This window comes from Roseovarius sp. SK2 (genome assembly GCF_028807495.1).
Taxonomy (GTDB): Bacteria; Pseudomonadota; Alphaproteobacteria; order Rhodobacterales; family Rhodobacteraceae; genus Roseovarius; species Roseovarius confluentis.
Map to the genome: position 1 here is coordinate 254,064 of NZ_JARAMK010000002.1, position 16,083 is coordinate 270,146.

The following is a 16,083-nucleotide window of genomic DNA, read 5'->3' on the forward strand; positions in this document are numbered from 1 at the left end:
ATCATGACCACGCATTCCCTGACCATCGCCGCCCGCCGCTTCGCCCGCGACACCACCGGCGCCGTCGCGATCGAGTTCGTGCTTATCGCACCGATCCTCTTCGCGCTGATCCTCGGCATCATCACCCTTGGCTTCTACATGGGCGTCAGCCATTCCGTGCACCAGCTGGCCGCCGGGGCCGCCCGCGCCTCGGTCGCGGGCCTCGACGAGACCGAGCGGCGCGATATCGCCACCGCGTATTTGGCCGAGGGCGCCACCCGCTATCCCCTGCTGACGGACGACGCGCTCTCCACCTCGCTCGCCTATTCCGGCGCGGCGATGGGCAGCATCACCGTCAACGTCACCTATGCCGCCCAAGGCACATTGCTCGACGCGGCCAACGGCTTTCTCGGCCTCGGGATCGACACCATCAAGGGGCGGGCCTATGTCGCTTACTGACCGCATTGCCCGCTTCCGGCGCGACGAGTCCGGCGTCGTCGCCATCATCGTGTCGCTGATGCTGACCGTGCTCTTCGGCTTCGTGGCGCTCGGCGTCGACGTCGCCGCGCTCTACCGCGACCGCGCCCGGCTTCAGGCCGCCAGCGACCTCGGCGCGATGAGCGCCGTCGCCGACGCCTCCGCCGCGCAAGACCGCGCCATCGACGCCATAACCAAAAATGACCGCGCCGCCTCCACGCTCACCGAGCTGCAAACCGGGCGCTACTTCCGCAACCCCGCCATTCCCCGGACCGAGCGGTTCATGCCGCTCGACGACGACACAGACGTCGTGAACGCCGCCCAGGTCACGCTCAGCGACGCGTCGCCGCTCCATTTCGCCCAGATCTTCAGCGGCACGCCCTCCGTCGACCTCAGCCGCACCGCCATGGCCACCCGGACCGGCGCGGCCAGCTTTTCACTGAACAGCCATCTGGCCGATCTCGACCCCGCCGCGCTCGATGCCGTGCTGACGGCGGAATACGGCGTCGGCGCCGCGATCGGGGTGGGTGATCTCGCCCTTCTGGCCGACGCGCGGGTCAATCTCGGCACCCTGTTGGACACCCTCGACGGGCTCACCGGCGGCACCTCCCGCAACCCGGCGGAGGTGCTGAACCGCGTCACCACCGCCGACACCCTGCTCGACGCGTTGGCCGCCGAATTGCCGCCCGCCCTCGCCGGCAGCCTCACCGGGCTGGCCAGCGCCGCTGCGGGCCAACAGGTCGACGTGGCCGCGGTCATCGGCGGCATCGACACCCGCCTTGGTCTCACCGCCACCGATTTCCTGATCGAAATCGACGTCACGGCCCTCGATATCGTCAAGGCCGTGGTCGCCAGCGAGGATATCGACGCCGCCTCTCTGGATCTGGACCTGGACGTCGCCGGCATCGTCGGCGTCGACGCGCAACTGACCGCCGGCGAGCCGCCCGCGCAATCGGGCTGGGTCGCCCTGGGCGAGGAAGGCGTGCAACTGCACCGCGCCGCCGCGCGCCTTGGCCTCGATATCGACGCCGATCCCGGCCTGCTGACCGGGCTGGCCGCCGAGGTCACCGCCACCGACCTGCACGTGCCGCTCTACGTGGAACTCGCCGGCGCCACCGCCACGCTGGACGAAATCAGCTGTAGCGCCTCGCGCCCGTCCGGCCCTGCCGCGTCCTTCCTGGTGTCACATACGCCCTTGCACCCGGAAAACGGCACCGCTGTCGCCGCGCTCTACCTCGGCACCCTGCCCGCAGGCACCAGCGCCACCGCGCCCGTTGATCCCGCGAGCCTCGGCTTTGCCGATCTTCTGACCGTGCGCATCGCCATCCCGGTGCCTTTGCTGCCCGACCTGGTGCTGGCCGACCTCGTGGTCCAGGCCCGCAGCCACGTCGCCGTCGGCAGATCGAACACCGACCGCATCACATTCACCCATGGCGACGTGGCTAGCGGCGACACCGAGCACAGTTACGGCTCGGAACTGTTTGTGACCAACGCCGTCAGCACGCTCCTGTCGTCCGAGAACACGGAACTCCGGATCAAGCCCGATCAGCAGGGCCTTGTCACCGGCCTCGCGGCCCCGGTCGTCAACACCCTGCTGGCCAACCTTCCGGCCCAGCTTCTGGCCGCGCTCACCACGCCGGTCGATGGCGTGGTGGACAGCGTGTTGGCGAGTGTGGGGCTAGAGCTCGGATCGGGCGAGCTGACCCTGACCGGGCATCACTGCGAACTCATCCGGCTGGTCCAGTAATGCCGGGCGGCGGTATCAGGCCGCGTGCTGCTTGCGGCGCCCGACCAGCGGCAGGGCATCCTTGGTGCTGATCTTCGCGGCGGGCTCTTCGGCCTCGCGCGCCATCGACACCACCTCGTCGGTGACGAAGGCAATCAGCTGGTAGCGCGATTCAAGGCCCGATTTCTGATAGATCCGGCCCAACTGCGATTTCACCGTGGTGATCGCGCTGCCGCGCATGTCCGCGATCTCGCCGTTGGAAAATCCCTTGGCCACGAAAATCGCCACGTCCGCCTCGGCCTGCGACAGCCCCCAGTCCGGCGCGTGGCGCAAGATGACGGTTTCCTTGGCGACGGGCTCGCTCATCCCCGGGGCCAGCTTTTCACGGCGCTTCTGCACCACGTGCCGGGTCAGCTGCGTGCAGGCGACATAGGCCACCACCGCGGTCAGCGCAAAGAACAGCGCGAAAAGCCCCGACAACACCACCAGGCTCGGCGCGCCCGAGACGCCCCCAAAGGCGAAATGAACGACCAGCAAGGTCTTGAGGGCCGCAATGACGGTGACGAGGACAGATCCGAATACCCAGATACGTTGCATTAATCGCTACTCCTGTTCGCGCTGATTTCCGGCGCCAACGTTGCCTCGAATTAAGGCAAATTTGAGGTAACTGTTTCTGGAATATCGACAATTTTAGGGATTTTTTCACGCATCTGACCTGCGCCCCGCCGTCACCACAACCGTCGAGCGTCACGGCCCAAGGATCAGGCTCAGCCCGCGTACATCACGCTCCAGCGTTCGATCAACCCCTGCTGAAGCTGCTTGGCCCTCCGGTTCCAACTGGACGCGCCCGGCGGGCGCACGTCCGACCGGCTGTCGATCGGCTCGCGCAGCTTGGCGTTATGGGTGAAGACCGCAAAGGCCAGCTCGGTGCCGTCCGGCGCCGTCGCATATCCCGCCAGCGTGCTGACGAAATACAGCGTCCCGGTTTTTGACGCGACCTTGACGGGATGGTCCCGCATGATGCCGCCCTGGCTGTCGCGCATCAGAAACGGCTTCAGGATCGGCTTCAGCCGCCCGTCCCCGTGCACCCGCGCCAGCGCCCGCGCCATGCCCAGAGGCGTCACCCGCGACATCTCGCCCAGGCCCGAATGATCGACCAGTTTGGCCCCTGTCATGCCCAGCGTCTCCTGTGCCCAGGCACTCATCTCCGCGCCCGAGGCCGCCAGGTCCGCGGGCCGGCCCAGCCGCGCGGCACTGGTCGTCAGCCCGACCAGCTCGGCGGTCAGGTTGTTGGAATACTTCAACATATCCTTCAGGATCGGCACCAGCGGCTCGCTCAGGTGACTGACCAGCACCTTGCCTTCGGGCGTGCCCTCGAACACCTCTCCCGCGCTCAACGTCACGCCCTGCGCCTGCGCCAGCGCGGTGAACACCTCGGCGGCATAATCCCCCGGCCGCCGCACCGGCAGCCAGCGCGACCCGCCATTGCCCAGCGCGCCCGACGCCACTGTCCACGCATCGTGGTCGCCCGCGTCCTCGTAGGTATAGACCGGCCCCTTGCGGTTCGCGACGCGCATCCGCGCCACCCGCACCGACGGGCGATAGCGGTCCGACCGCGCGTCCATCGCCACGGTGTAATCCCCGCCCGACCGCTTCCACTCGAAATGCACCCGGTTGAAATTCAGGTTCAGCCCCGACAGCGACGGGTTATAGCCGACGTGCAGGGGCTGCTCGTCGTCGATGAACCGGGTAAAGGGCAGCGCCCCGGCCCAGGCCCGCAGCTTGCCGGTCACCCGGGTCACCCCGGCCTTCTTCAGTCGCGCGGCCATGTCGGCCAGGCCATTCGTGTCCAGCACCGGGTCGCCGCCGCCCGCCAGCACCAGGTCGCCGTCCAGCACCCCGTCCTTGACCGGCCCGGTCGCGATCAGCCGCGTCTCGAACCGGTATCCCTCGCCCAACGTCTCCAGCGCGTAAAGCGCGGTAATCGCCTTCATCACGCTCGCGGGCGGCATACCGTCGCCTGCTCCAACGCCTTCCAGCGGCTTGCCGGACTTCACGTCGATGACCGCGAACCCCACGTCCCCGCCCAGCTTGGCTCGCTCGATCAGCGCGTCGACGCTCGGAACCGAGCGAATGCGCGCCGCCTCGGCGCCGCCTTCGGGGCGCAGCTGCGGGCGCAGCGACACCTTGGGCGCATCGGCCATCGCGCCGCCCGCCAGGCTGGCCAGCGCCGTCGTCAACAGGAACCGTCGGGAAATGTTCGTACGCATGGGTCCAATTAACCCAAGCGCGGCAGGTCACACAATCCGCAATTCGCCCCTGTCGGCACCATGTCGCGGGCGTGCGATCAACTTTCCGAAAGATCGCCCCAGTCGCCCCGTGCCCGCAGCGCCGTCGACGACAGCGCGCTCATCGGGACATTGACGAAACACCATGCCGGGGGGGCGGCCATGCGCAGCGCCCGCGACTGCCGCGCCGGGATGCGCACCGTGCGATAGATCCGCGCCGGCTTCGACATCCGCGCCGAAATGCGCTGCCCGGGCCGGGCCAGCACGCCGATCGGCACGGTATCCATGATCTGCCGCCAGTCCTGCCAATGCTCGAACTGCGCCAGGTTGTCGGCGCCCATCAGCCAGACGAAATGCACATGCGGCCGCATCTTTTGCAGCACCGCCAGCGTCTCGGCGGTATAGCGCGTGCCGACCTGCGCCTCGAAATCGCTGACGTGGATGCGCGGATGATCCACCAGCGCCCGGCACGCCGCCATCCGCCGCTCCAAGGGCTGCGGCCCCCGCGCCTTCAGCGGGTTGCCGGGGCTCACCAGCCACCACACCCGATCGAGGCCAAAGCGCCGCAGTGCCTCGCGGCTGATATGCACATGCCCCGCATGGGGCGGGTCGAACGATCCCCCCAAAAGCCCGATCACCATGCCGGGCCGCGTCATCGGCAAGCGCACACGCATGTCCTCTCCCTTCGCGTCGCCCCTGAAATCGCCGGGATGTGGCGGGATGTCCAGCCTTTTCGCCACGCGCCCCTGCACCGGGATTCGACGCAATTTTAGGGATTTAGCCTTTGAAGTCGCACGGAATGTTAAGCGCCGCATGGCAAGACGGCTCTCGGTGAGTACCGCAAGAGTATGGGCGTGGCAGAGCAGAGCAACATACCGCACCCGCATCCCGCCGATGCGGCGCAGGGTCCGTCAGCGGACAGGGCTGGCCCGTCGCGCCCTGTGGACGATCTGTCTTGCTGCCCGCAATTCCTGAACCGGACCCAGGACGCCATCATCGTCCAGGATATCGAAGGGCACGTCGAATGGATGAACCCCGCCGCCGAGGCGATGTTCGCCACCTCTCTCGACCGCGTGCGCGGGATCAAGGTCATGGCCCATGTCCTGCCCGACGGCGCCCGCGTCGACTCCGCCAAGGTGGCCGCCTTCCGCTATGACATCCACAGCGCCATCTTCGACCGCGACCACCTCGCCCGGCACAAGCGCGCGACTGGTGAAACCTTCTGGAACCTGCACAGCTTCACGCTGCTGGCCACGCCCACGGGGCACAAGATCGCCGTCACCTGCCGCGACGTGACCGGCACGGTCGAGACCGAGCAGGACCTGCGCCGCGCCATGGCCCGCCTGCAACACGTCGCACATCACGATGACCTCACGGGGCTGGCCAACCGCAAGCGGCTGTCGCAATACCTCGCCTCCGACATCGTGGCCCGCGCCCTGGCCGAGCGGCGCGTCGGCGTGCTGCATCTCGACCTCGACAAGTTCAAGGAAATCAACGACACGCTGGGCCACGCCGCCGGCGACGCCGCACTCCTGCACGTGGCCGACCTCTTGCGCCGCTTCTGCGGCCCGCAGGACCTCGCCTGCCGCATTGGCGGTGACGAATTCCTGCTGGTCTGCCTCGGCATGGCGACCGAGGAGGCGCTGCTGACCCGTGCCGAACTGCTGCTCGGCGCCACCGACGACCCGTTGATGTGGAAAAACCAGGCAATCCGCGTGGGCCTCTCGATCGGCGCCTGCCTGGCACAGAACAACAAGGAAAACGGCGAAACCCTCATCCATCACGCCGACCAGGCCCTCTACGAGGCCAAGACCCGCGGCCGCAGCCGCGTCCAGCTTTACACCCCCGCCCTGGGGCAGGTTCAGATCGCGCAGAACCGGATGGCCCGCGAACTGCGCCTCGCCACCACGGAAAAGCAGCTGACCGTGCACCTGCAACCCCAGCTTGACCTGACGCGCGGGCGCATCACCGGGTGCGAGACGCTTCTGCGCTGGAACCATCCCCGCCTTGGCCAGCTGCCCCCCGGCGCGTTCTTCGAGACCGCCCGCCGCGCCGGCGTGCTGGCCGATCTCGACTACCAGTCGATGCACCTGTCGCTCGACGCGCTCAAGCGCCTGCACGAGGCCGGCTTCGAGGATCTGACCCTCTCCCTCAACGTCTCCGCCGAGGCGCTCACGGATGTGAACTACGCAGGCCTGCTGGACTGGGCGCTGCAATCACGCGGGCTCAAGCCCGCGCAGATCTGCGTCGAGATCACCGAGACCACGATCCTCCAGGGCGGCGGCCGCACCATCGCCACCGCCGTCGACCGGCTCAAACGCATGGGCGCCCGCGTGGCGCTCGACGATTTCGGCACAGGCTATGCGGGCCTTGCCCATATCTCGGAAATCGAGGTGGACGAGATCAAGCTCGACTGCTCGCTCACCGCCAACATCGCCACCGATCCGCGCAACCGCGCCATCGTCCGCTCGATCATCGAGCTGTGCCGCAAGCTGGGCACCCATGTCACCGCCGAAGGGGTCGAAACCGCCGAGCAGCTGCGCCTCCTGCGCGTCGCGCGCTGCCCCGCGATCCAGGGCTTCGTGCTGGCCCATCCCCAGCCCTGCGACGACATGATCGCCTGGCTTTCCGCCAACCTGCCCCTGCCCGCGGATTTCGACAAGGGCCCGGACACCCCCCGCGTCACCCGCCTGCACCCGCGCGCCTGACGCGTTATCCCGTTTGAATTCGCCGCCCGGCGCGGTTACATGGGCCTCAACGTATCCCCTTTACGAAAAGAGCACGGACCATGGCAGCCTACCAATACGTCTACCACATGCAGGGCGTCTCCAAGACCTACCCCGGCGGCAAGAAATGCTTCGAGAACATCCATCTCAGCTTCCTGCCCGGCGTGAAGATCGGCGTCGTCGGCGTGAACGGCGCCGGTAAATCCACCCTGATGAAGATCATGGCCGGCCTCGACACCGATTTCACCGGCGAGGCGTGGTCCGCCGAGGGCGCCAAGGTCGGCTACCTGCCGCAGGAACCCCAACTCGACGAAAGCCTCACCGTGCGCGAAAACGTCATGCTCGGCGTCGCCGCCCACAAGGCCAAGCTCGAACGCTTCAACGAACTGGCGATGAACTACTCGGACGAAACCGCCGACGAGATGGCCGCCCTCCAGGACGAAATCGACAGCAACAACCTGTGGGATCTCGACAGCCAGGTCGACGTCTCGATGGAGGCGCTGCGCTGCCCCCCCGACGACGCCGACGTAAGCACACTCTCGGGCGGCGAAAAGCGCCGTGTCGCGCTCTGCAAGCTGCTGCTCGAGGCGCCCGACATGCTGCTCCTCGACGAGCCCACCAACCACCTCGACGCGGAAACCATCGCCTGGCTGCAACAGCACCTGATCGACTACAAGGGCACGATCCTGATCGTCACGCACGACCGTTATTTCCTGGACGACATCACCGGCTGGATTCTCGAGTTGGACCGCGGCCGCGGCATCCCCTACGAGGGCAACTATTCCGCGTGGCTCGAACAAAAGGCCAAGCGGCTGGAGCAGGAAAAGCGCGAGGACAAGTCCAAGCAGAAGACCCTCGAACGCGAACTGGAATGGATGCGCCAGGGCCAGAAGGCCCGCCAATCCAAGCAGAAGGCCCGGATCGAACGCTATAACGAGCTGGCCAACCAGTCCGAGCGTGAAAAGGTCTCCCGCGCCCAGATCGTCATCCCCAACGGCCCCCGCCTTGGCGGCAAGGTGATCGAGGTCGAGGGCCTGCAAAAGGCCATGGGCGACAAGCTTCTGATCGAGGACCTGACCTTCTCGCTGCCCCCCGGCGGCATCGTCGGCGTGATCGGCCCCAACGGCGCCGGTAAATCCACGCTGTTCAAGATGTTCACCGGGCAGGAGCAGCCGGACAAGGGCGAGCTGTCCTACGGCGACACGGTCGAACTCTCTTATGTCGACCAGTCCCGCGACGACCTCAAGGACAACGACACCGTGTGGGAGGCCATCACCGGCGGCGCCGAAATCATCCAACTGGGCGACGCGCAAGTGAACTCCCGCGCCTATTGCTCATCCTTCAACTTCAAGGGCGGCGACCAGCAGAAGAAAGTCTCGCTGCTGTCAGGCGGCGAACGCAACCGCGTCCACATGGCCCGGCTCCTGAAAGAAGGCGGCAACGTCCTTCTGCTCGACGAACCCACCAACGACCTCGACGTCGAAACCCTCCGCGCGCTGGAAGACGCGCTGGTCGACTTCGCCGGCTGCGCCGTGGTCATCTCCCACGACCGCTTCTTCCTCGACCGCATCTGCACCCACATCCTGGCCTTCGAAGGCGAGGCCCACGTCGAATGGTTCGAAGGCAACTTCGAGGATTACGAGGAAGACAAGAAGCGCCGCCTCGGCCCCGACGCACTGGAACCCAAGCGGATCAAGCACAAGAAATTCGCGAGGTGACATCCGGCCAAAGGCCGCATGTCACCCGTGCGCGAAAGCGTTTCCGCAGGAAATGCGTGCCCACCCCATCGATCTGCCGGGAACTGACCTGCTCCCCCGTCCCGGGCTTGACCCGGGACCTCCGGCCCTCGAGATGCTCGAGCCAAGCCCGACGATAACGTAGGGTGGGTGAAAACCCACGCATTCTACCCGAGATTCAAACGCCCGGATGCCAGGTCCCGATGCACCGAAGAATACGTCCAATCCGTTGGTTCTGCCACGAACCCATGCTTGACCGGATTCATCCAGCAATACCGCAACAGCGCATCGTAGTCTTCCGGGCCACGCACATGATGCTCCCAAAACCGCCGCTGCCAGATCCCGGCATCCCCTTTCCGGCGCTTGCTCTCCGACCGGCGTAGGGTGGGGTTCCACCGCACCGCATGTCCCGTCTCCTTTGCCAAGGTGGGGTGGAACCCCACCCTACAGTCATCCCGCAGGCTCCGCGTGAACCGCGACTTGATCGCGCCCCACCGCGTCGAGAAATCATGATCTCCCTCCGGCAAGGTCCAAACAGCATGCAGGTGATCCGGCAAGACCACCCAGGCGTCGATACGAAACGGCCGCTCGACCCGAGTCCGCCGGACCGCCGCACGCAAACGCGCGATCTCATCCACCAGCAATCGACTCCCCCGTTCCGCAAGAGTCACGGTGAAGAACACCGTTGCACCGGGAACGTTCGGTCGGAGGTAATTCGACATCCCCCAACCCTGAACGAAACATGATTAAGAAAAGGTTGCCTCTCCCCTACTCCCCCATCCCAACCCGCTCCCGCAAAACCTCCTCCAACCTCACCTCCTTCGCCAGATGCATCTGCATATACGTCGCGAGAAGCCGGTTGATCCGCGCGTGCCACCCCTTGCCCATCGCCCGGTAGAACCGCGCCACTGACCGGTCCAGATACAGCGTCACCTTCTCCTTCGGCTCCTCCACCGGCACATCCATCTCCAGCGTGTGCCAGGCCTCCGGAATCTCCTCGGCGATCGTGTCGGGGATCCAGCTTTCCTGTTGAAGGTAGATCAGGCTCTGCATCAGGCCGGCACGGGCGGCGCGTTCGGTCTTGGTGGGCATGTCGGGCTCCTCTGTGGCGAGCCCGCATCCTCGCCCCAAACCCTTACCGGAATTTAACCCCACCGCACCGTCGCCATACCACCCGGATACCGACGTGATACCGACACGTCTTTCCGCGCCCCTCGGGATGCTCTATCCCCCCTGTCCAAGATGCCCGATTTCGACCTTGTCATCCTCGGCGCCGGCCCCGCCGGAACCGCCGCCGCCATGCAGGCCCGCACGCTTGGCCTGACCGTGGCGCTGGTCGACAAGGCATTGTTTCCACGCCAGAAACTCTGCGGCGGGCTTGTGACAGGCCGCTGTGCGGCGCATCTGTCCGACATTTTCGGCATGCAGATCACCCCGGACCTTTTCGAGACACGGCGGAATTTCGAATTTCACCTGAAAGATCAATATCTTGGAGACCTCCAGGACGTCCCGCCACTGCACCTCACCATGCGTTGGGACTTCGATCATCACCTGCTGAAACAGGCCCTTGCCGCCGGGGCCGCCGACTATACCGGTCACCGCATCGAAGCCCTTGATTTCAAAAACAATAAAGTCAATCTGGCCGAGGGCGAACCCCTCTCCTACAAGCTCCTCATCGCCGCCGACGGCGTTCAAAGCCCCACCGCCAAGGCCTTGTTCGGCAAACCTTTTTCCCAAGACACCATCGGTTTCGCGCTGGAGGTCGAAGGCCCCGCGCAAGCCCCGACCGAGGCCACGCCCATCCGCATAGACTTTGCCGCCGCCGACTGGGGCTACGGCTGGTCCTTCCCGAAAAAATCCAGCACGACCATAGGCTTGGGTGGCCTGCACGCCCAAAACCCCGACATGAAATCGCACCTCGCCACCTATCTGGACAAGCTGGGAACCGGTCAGACCGCCAAGGTCAAAGGCCATTTTTTGCCCTTCGGCGCCCCAAGGCCCATCCCCGGCAAGGACAATGTCCTGCTCGCGGGCGACGCCGCCGGCCTTGTCGACCCGATCACCGGCGAGGGGATCGGCCACGCCATCCACTCCGGCGCCCTCGCCGCCCGTGCCGCGAAAACCGCGCTGGATCAAGGGGATGCCCAGCGCGCCCTTCCGCTCTACACGACCGCGACCAAGCCGATCCGCCGCGCCATCGCGCAGGCCCGCCTGTTGCGTCCGCTGATCTTCTCGGCACGCTTGCAGCCGTTTTTCGCCCGTACCTTTACAGCCTCGCAAACGCTCAAACGCGACTATATGCACCTGCTTTCAGGCGATATCGAGTATCCGGCCCTCCTGCGCCGCACCGCTCTCCGCCTGCCGCGCGCGGCAATCCGTTACCTCTCTGCCGCAGCTTCGGGAAACTGACGCTTGACGGTCACAGAATCGCTTGCCCTGCCGCCATTCACTTGTTTTTGATTTCTAAATGCTCATGTGGCGGAATATCGCCACACCCACATGCCGCCGTTTCGAGGGGAAGAAAACATGATGAATCGCCGCCAATTCGTGGCCACCGCGGCCGCGGCTGCCACTGCGCCCGCGCTGCCTGCCGCCGCGCAGTCGTTCCAGATCGCTCCAAAATACATGCCGCAGGACGTGAACATCTCGGCCCAGTATGCCCCCGGCCAGATGCTGATCCTGCCCAAGGCGCATTTCCTGTACCTGATCACCGAGCAAGGCCGCGCCCGCCGCTACGGCGTGGGCGTCGGCAAAGCCGGCTTGGAGTTCACCGGCCGCGCCACCATCGACGTCAAGAAAAAGTGGCCGACTTGGCGCCCGACGCAGGAAATGATCGAGCGCGAGCCCAAGACCTATGCCAAGTTCAAGGGCAACGACTACGTCCAACCGGGCGGCAAGGGCAACCCGCTGGGCGCACGCGCGCTCTACCTCTTCCAGAACGGTCGTGACACGTATTTCCGCATCCACGGCACCACCGCACCCCGCTCGATCGGGCGCTCGGTGTCCAACGGATGCATCCGTATGATCAACGAGCACGTGATCGACCTTTACGAACGCGTGCCGCTGGGCACGGTGGTCACGGTTCTCTAAGAGACCTGCGCGGAACCAAGGCGCGGCTTGTCGCGCCCCCGCGCAAGCGACGGGCCGCCAACGTCAGCCGCCAAACTTCCCGTCCCGGGCTTGACCCGGGACCGCTTCCTCGGGTTCAGACTGAGATCCGGCCAAGCAGGAAAGCCCCGCGACCTCACTCCACCCGGTCAGCCAGATCCGCGACCGCCGGCCCCATCGCCTCGACGATCCGGGCCACGCCCTCGGCATTCGGATGAATCCCGTCCGACTGGAAATACCCCTGCAGCTCGGATGGATCCCCCTCGCCCAACCCTTTGAAGAAGCTCTCGAAATAAAGCGCGCCGAACTCTTGCGACAACTCCGGGTACATCGCGTCGAACGCCGCCTTGTAATCCGGCCCGAAATTTGTCGGCGCCTGCATCCCCACCATAAGCACCGGCAGGTCTTGCCCCTCGGCCACCTCCAGGATCGTCCTCAGGTTCGCCCGCGCCTCGCCCGGGTCCAACCCGCGCAGCATGTCGTTGCCGCCCAGCGCCACGATCATCGCGTCGACCTCGGGCGTCAGGCTCCATTCGACCCGCGATGCGCCCCCGGCAGTGGTATCTCCCGACACGCCCGCATTGATGACCTCGGCCGCGACGTCGTTCTCTTCCAACCAGCTTTCCAGCTGCGGCACGAACCCGTCGTCCTGCGCCAGCCCGTAGCCCTGCGTCAGGCTGTCACCCAGCGCCAGGATCGTCACCGGCTCTTCACCAAATGCCGGTAAACCAAGGAAAACAAGCGCCGCAACCTTGCCCGCCAAGGCCCGGACACCATATGTGAAACGACGAAAAGCAGACAGGCAGAACCCCATGACAGACCCCGTGTTATCGCTACGCGAGGCCGCACTCTCGCTGCAAGGCAATGCAGGCCCCGTCGACATACTTGAGGCGATCAGCCTCGATGTCCACCGCGGCGACACACTCGGGCTGGTGGGGCCGTCGGGTTCCGGCAAATCCTCGCTGCTGATGCTGATGGGCGGGCTGGAACGCGCCACCGGTGGCACGGTCACCGCCTTGGGCCAAGACCTCACGACAATGTCCGAGGATGCGCTCGCCCGCCTGCGCCGCGATCATATCGGCGTGGTCTTCCAGTCCTTCCACCTTATTCCAACCATGACCGCACTGGAAAACGTCGCCACCCCCCTCGAACTGGCCGGCAATCCCGACGCCTTCACCCGCGCCGAGGAGGAGCTGACCGCCGTGGGCCTGGGCAAGCGCCTGAGCCACTATCCCTCGCAACTCTCGGGCGGCGAGCAACAGCGCGTGGCATTGGCCCGCGCCGCCGCCCCGCGCCCCGATATCCTGCTGGCGGACGAGCCCACAGGCAACCTCGACAGCACCACCGGCACCGCCATCATCGACCTGCTCTTCGGTCTGCAGGACCGCCACGGCGCCACGCTGGTCCTCGTCACCCACGACCCCGGCCTTGCCGATCGCTGCGCCCGCGTGGCCGAACTCAGCGACGGCCACCTTTCCGAGCGTCAGACCCCCAAGGCCCGCACCGCATGAAACTCCGGCTCGCCGCACGCCTTGCGGCCCGCGAACTGCGCGGCGGCCTGCACGGGTTCCGCATCTTCCTTGCCTGCGTGATCCTCGGCGTCGCGGCCATCGCCGCCGTCGGCACCGTCCGCCAGAGCATCACCGAGGGCCTCGCCCAGGAAGGCGCCACGCTCTTGGGCGGCGACGCGGAAATCGAACTGACCTACCGCTTCGCCAACCCGGACGAGCTTGCGTGGATGCAAGACACCGCCACGCAAGTCTCCGAGATCGCCGATTTCCGCTCCATGGCCGTCTTCCGCGAGGAACGCAGCCTGACGCAGGTGAAAGCCGTCGACACCGCCTATCCCCTCGTGGGCACGGTGGGCCTTTCCCCCGACATTCCCCTGGATGAGGCGCTGGCGGATGACGGCCTCGTCATGCACCCGACCCTGGCTGACCGCCTTGGCGCGACCCCCGGCGACACCGTCACGCTGGGCTCCAAATCCTTCACCTTGCGCGCCCTGATCGAGCGGGAACCCGACAGCCGCACCGGCGGCTTCGGCCTCGGCCCGCGCACCATCGTCTTGCGCAGCGCGCTGGACGGCGCGGGATTGCTCGAACCCGGCACGCTCTTTTCCTCGCATTACCGCCTCGACCTGCCCCCCGGCACAAATCTCGACGCCACCCGGGCAGAGGCCGAGGGCGCCCTCGAAGGCAGCGGCATGCGCTGGTCCGACGCCCGAAACGGGGCGCCGGGCGTGGCCGAATTCGTCGAGCGTCTCGGCGCGTTCCTGATCCTCGTGGGCCTCTCCGGTCTGGCCGTCGGCGGCGTCGGCATCTCCGCCGCGCTGCGCGCCTATCTGTCGGGCAAGACGCAGACCATCGCCATCCTCCGCAGTCTCGGCGCGGACCAACGCACGATCTTCCTCACCTACCTGATGCAGGTCGCCGTTCTGGGCGTCCTTGGCATCACCCTCGGCCTCGCCCTCGGCGTCGGCCTGCCGGTGCTGCTGTCGCCCATCATCACCGCGCAACTGCCGGTGCCTGCCGTCTTCGCCCCCTACCCGGGACCCATGGCCGAGGCCGCGATCTACAGCGCCCTCACCATCCTCATCTTCACTCTCTGGCCGCTCGCTCAGGCCCGCGACATCCGCCCTGCCGCGCTTTACCGAGACGCCGACACGTCCGGCACGATCCCCGGCGCGGGTTTCATCCTGACCACCGCCGCCCTCGTCGCGGCCCTCGTTTGGGTCGCCGCATGGTTCTCCGGCAACGCGACCCTGACCTACTGGACGGCAGGCTCCATCGCCGCCGCCCTCGTCGTGCTGGCCCTCGCCGGCCTTGCCCTGCGCGCCGCCGCCCGCAAAATGCGCCCGCTGGCCCGGGGCCGCACCGCGCTCGGCTGGGCGCTCGGCGCCATAGGCGGCCCGCGCAGCACCGCCAGCGCCGTGGTCCTGTCGCTCGGCCTCGGCCTGTCGGTCCTTGCCGCCGTGGGCCAGGTCGACCGCAACCTGCGCGACGCCATCACCCGCGACCTGCCCACCCGCGCGCCCAGCTTCTTCTTCGTCGACATCCAGCGCGACCAGATGCCCGACTTCTCGGCTCGGCTCGACAGCGACACCGGCGTCACCCGCGTCGACGCCGCCCCCATGCTTCGCGGTATCCTTTCCGAGATCAACGGCCAGCCCGCAGCCGAGGTCGCCGGCGATCACTGGGTCCTGCAAGGCGACCGCGGCGTCAGCTATGCCGCCGCCCTGCCCGACCGCAGCACAGTTACGGACGGCAACTGGTGGCCCGAGGACTACTCCGGCCCGCCCCAGGTCAGCTTCGCCGCCGAGGAAGCCGAAGAGATGGGCCTGAGCCTTGGCGACGAGATTACCCTCAACATCCTCGGCCGCGACCTGACGGCGGAAATCACCTCCTTCCGCGAGGTCGATTTTTCCACCGCCGGCATGGGCTTCATCATGATCCTGAACGAGGCCGCGCTGGTGAACGCCCCGCACAGCTATATCGCCACGGTCTACTCCGACGCCGAGTCCGAAACCGCCATCCTCCGCGACCTCTCGCGCCAGTTCCCCAACATCACCGCCATCTCGGTGCGCGACGCCGTCTCCCGCGTCAGCGACCTTCTGGGCAGTCTCGCCTCGGCCACCGCATGGGGCGCCGCCGCAACGCTACTCACCGGCTTCATGGTGCTGATCGGCGCCGCCGCCGCCGATGCCCGCGCCCGCAGCTACGAGGCGGCGATCCTCAAGGTGCTCGGTGCCAGCCGCGCCCGCATCCTCTGGGGTCTTTCCCTGCGCGCCGCGCTCCTCGGCGCAGCGGCGGGCAGCGTCGCACTCGGTGCTGGCATCGCCGGCGCCTGGGCCGTCAGCCACTACGTGATGGAAACCTCTTTCGCCGTGGCCTGGCCCCCCGCACTCGGCATCGTCGCGGGCGGCGCACTGATCAGCCTGCTGGCGGGCCTCGCCTTTGCCCTGGGCCCCATCTCGGCCCGCCCCGCAAAAGTTTTGCGCAGCCGCGAATAACCGCCCATCCCGTACCCCGATCCGGTTGCGATCC

General features: G+C 66.8%; 14 protein-coding genes. 8 read left to right on the plus strand and 6 right to left on the minus strand.

Translation table 11 applies throughout. The annotated features are described in order from the left end of the window. The first annotated feature begins 3 nt into the window (after positions 1–3). Positions 4–438, plus strand: a complete 435-nt coding sequence (locus tag PVV74_RS05475; protein ID WP_146049978.1) for a TadE/TadG family type IV pilus assembly protein — start codon at positions 4–6, stop codon at positions 436–438. After that, on the plus strand, positions 425–2,203 hold the full coding sequence (locus PVV74_RS05480; RefSeq protein WP_274592518.1) for a TadG family pilus assembly protein: 1,779 nt from the start codon (positions 425–427) through the stop codon (positions 2,201–2,203). The genes PVV74_RS05475 and PVV74_RS05480 overlap by 14 nt, the downstream gene beginning before the upstream one ends. Before the next feature lie 15 nt (positions 2,204–2,218). On the opposite strand, the gene PVV74_RS05485 is transcribed toward PVV74_RS05480, so the two are convergent. The 3 genes from PVV74_RS05485 to PVV74_RS05495 form a co-directional block, all read right to left on the minus strand. Further along, positions 2,219–2,779 (minus strand): helix-turn-helix transcriptional regulator, encoded by a 561-nt coding sequence (locus tag PVV74_RS05485; RefSeq protein ID WP_103762253.1) that lies wholly within the window; start codon positions 2,777–2,779, stop codon positions 2,219–2,221. A 170-nt stretch (positions 2,780–2,949) separates the two neighbouring features. Continuing rightward, entirely contained in the window at positions 2,950–4,452 is a 1,503-nt protein-coding gene (gene dacB, locus PVV74_RS05490) for a D-alanyl-D-alanine carboxypeptidase/D-alanyl-D-alanine endopeptidase (RefSeq protein WP_274592519.1), read from the minus strand. Positions 4,453–4,529: 77 nt separating this feature from the next. Continuing rightward, on the minus strand, positions 4,530–5,144 hold the full coding sequence (locus PVV74_RS05495; protein ID WP_103762503.1) for a nicotinate-nucleotide adenylyltransferase: 615 nt from the start codon (positions 5,142–5,144) through the stop codon (positions 4,530–4,532). A 180-nt stretch (positions 5,145–5,324) separates the two neighbouring features. Here PVV74_RS05495 and PVV74_RS05500 point away from each other — a divergent pair, with 180 nt between their 5' ends. Both PVV74_RS05500 and ettA read left to right on the plus strand, forming a co-directional pair. Continuing rightward, positions 5,325–7,178 (plus strand): putative bifunctional diguanylate cyclase/phosphodiesterase, encoded by a 1,854-nt coding sequence (locus PVV74_RS05500; protein WP_274592520.1) that lies wholly within the window; start codon positions 5,325–5,327, stop codon positions 7,176–7,178. A gap of 80 nt (positions 7,179–7,258) precedes the next feature. Further along, complete coding sequence (gene ettA, locus PVV74_RS05505) at positions 7,259–8,914, plus strand: energy-dependent translational throttle protein EttA (protein WP_103762250.1); 1,656 nt, start codon at positions 7,259–7,261, stop codon at positions 8,912–8,914. 185 nt (positions 8,915–9,099) lie between these two features. Here the strand turns inward: ettA and PVV74_RS05510 are convergent, their stop codons facing one another. Both PVV74_RS05510 and PVV74_RS05515 read right to left on the minus strand, forming a co-directional pair. Next, positions 9,100–9,654 carry an REP-associated tyrosine transposase gene (locus tag PVV74_RS05510; protein ID WP_274592521.1) on the minus strand — a complete coding sequence of 185 codons (555 nt, stop codon included), beginning with the start codon at positions 9,652–9,654 and terminating at the stop codon, positions 9,100–9,102. Positions 9,655–9,700: 46 nt separating this feature from the next. Further along, positions 9,701–10,024 (minus strand): BrnA antitoxin family protein, encoded by a 324-nt coding sequence (locus PVV74_RS05515; RefSeq protein WP_274592522.1) that lies wholly within the window; start codon positions 10,022–10,024, stop codon positions 9,701–9,703. A gap of 150 nt (positions 10,025–10,174) precedes the next feature. On the opposite strand from PVV74_RS05515, the gene PVV74_RS05520 reads away from it, so the two are divergent. Both PVV74_RS05520 and PVV74_RS05525 read left to right on the plus strand, forming a co-directional pair. Then, positions 10,175–11,341 carry an NAD(P)/FAD-dependent oxidoreductase gene (locus PVV74_RS05520; protein WP_274592523.1) on the plus strand — a complete coding sequence of 389 codons (1,167 nt, stop codon included), beginning with the start codon at positions 10,175–10,177 and terminating at the stop codon, positions 11,339–11,341. A gap of 117 nt (positions 11,342–11,458) precedes the next feature. Then, on the plus strand, positions 11,459–12,022 hold the full coding sequence (locus PVV74_RS05525) for a L,D-transpeptidase (RefSeq protein ID WP_103762502.1): 564 nt from the start codon (positions 11,459–11,461) through the stop codon (positions 12,020–12,022). 154 nt (positions 12,023–12,176) lie between these two features. On the opposite strand, the gene PVV74_RS05530 is transcribed toward PVV74_RS05525, so the two are convergent. Then, the gene (locus PVV74_RS05530; protein WP_103762247.1) at positions 12,177–12,854 is read right to left on the minus strand and encodes an arylesterase; all 678 of its coding nucleotides are present in this window, start codon (positions 12,852–12,854) and stop codon (positions 12,177–12,179) included. Here PVV74_RS05530 and PVV74_RS05535 point away from each other — a divergent pair. Then, positions 12,853–13,551, plus strand: coding sequence for an ABC transporter ATP-binding protein (locus PVV74_RS05535; RefSeq protein WP_274592524.1), 699 nt, complete (start codon positions 12,853–12,855; stop codon positions 13,549–13,551). The two genes, PVV74_RS05530 and PVV74_RS05535, sit on opposite strands and share 2 nt — an antisense overlap. Further along, positions 13,548–16,049 (plus strand): ABC transporter permease, encoded by a 2,502-nt coding sequence (locus PVV74_RS05540; protein ID WP_274592525.1) that lies wholly within the window; start codon positions 13,548–13,550, stop codon positions 16,047–16,049. The genes PVV74_RS05535 and PVV74_RS05540 overlap by 4 nt, the downstream gene beginning before the upstream one ends. Positions 16,050–16,083: the final 34 nt, after the last annotated feature.